This is a genomic window from Vibrio sp. S12_S33 (assembly GCF_963889785.1).
Taxonomy (GTDB): Bacteria; Pseudomonadota; Gammaproteobacteria; order Enterobacterales; family Vibrionaceae; genus Vibrio; species Vibrio aestuarianus.
The window spans coordinates 1-511 of the sequence record NZ_CAWPQZ010000239.1; the positions used below are offsets into that span (position 1 = coordinate 1).

Genomic DNA, 511 nt, shown 5'->3' on the forward strand with positions numbered 1-511 from the left:
TTACACATCTGCACCATTTGATATCTGATTAAGTTGTATGTCAGTAGTATTCCCCAGAGCTCTTGTCTCACGAGCTCTGGGAGTCGGCTTCGCAGTGTAAGGCGGTTACCAAGCATGTATTGTTTTTTGCTCTCGGTACCCCAGTTCAATTTCCCAACGGTATCCATATAAACCGACTATATCTGATTTGGGATAAAGCATAGGTTCAACCATTGAGGTGAGAACATCGTATTGCTTACCCTCTTTGACTCTCGTGATTAAACGTACTACAACCTCTTGTTCTAGCTCTGGCCATTTTTACGCGCTTGCGGGTTACTCTTCAGTTTTATCAGTTTATCTTGTCGGCTAAAAGACTGAACGACTTCATAAATCAGCCCTTTTTTCAGGTTCATCGCGGCTTTCCGGGGAAAGCCGCTTTTATCTTCAAGAAGAAGTAGTCTGTATCTCGATACCCATAACCCATTCGCTTGATTAGCTTTATCTTGTTGTTCATCCCTTCCAGTGTGCAGGT

At 43.2% G+C, this 511-nt stretch carries 1 protein-coding gene and 1 pseudogene; both read right to left on the reverse strand.

From position 1 onward, the window contains the following. Positions 1 to 389, reverse strand: a pseudogene (locus AACW06_RS20025) (transposase); the annotation flags it as partial. Beyond that, positions 389 to 511 (reverse strand): transposase (locus AACW06_RS21140; protein WP_192074488.1); only part of this gene is annotated, 123 nt, incomplete at its 5' end. The pseudogene AACW06_RS20025 and the gene AACW06_RS21140, both read right to left, overlap by 1 nt.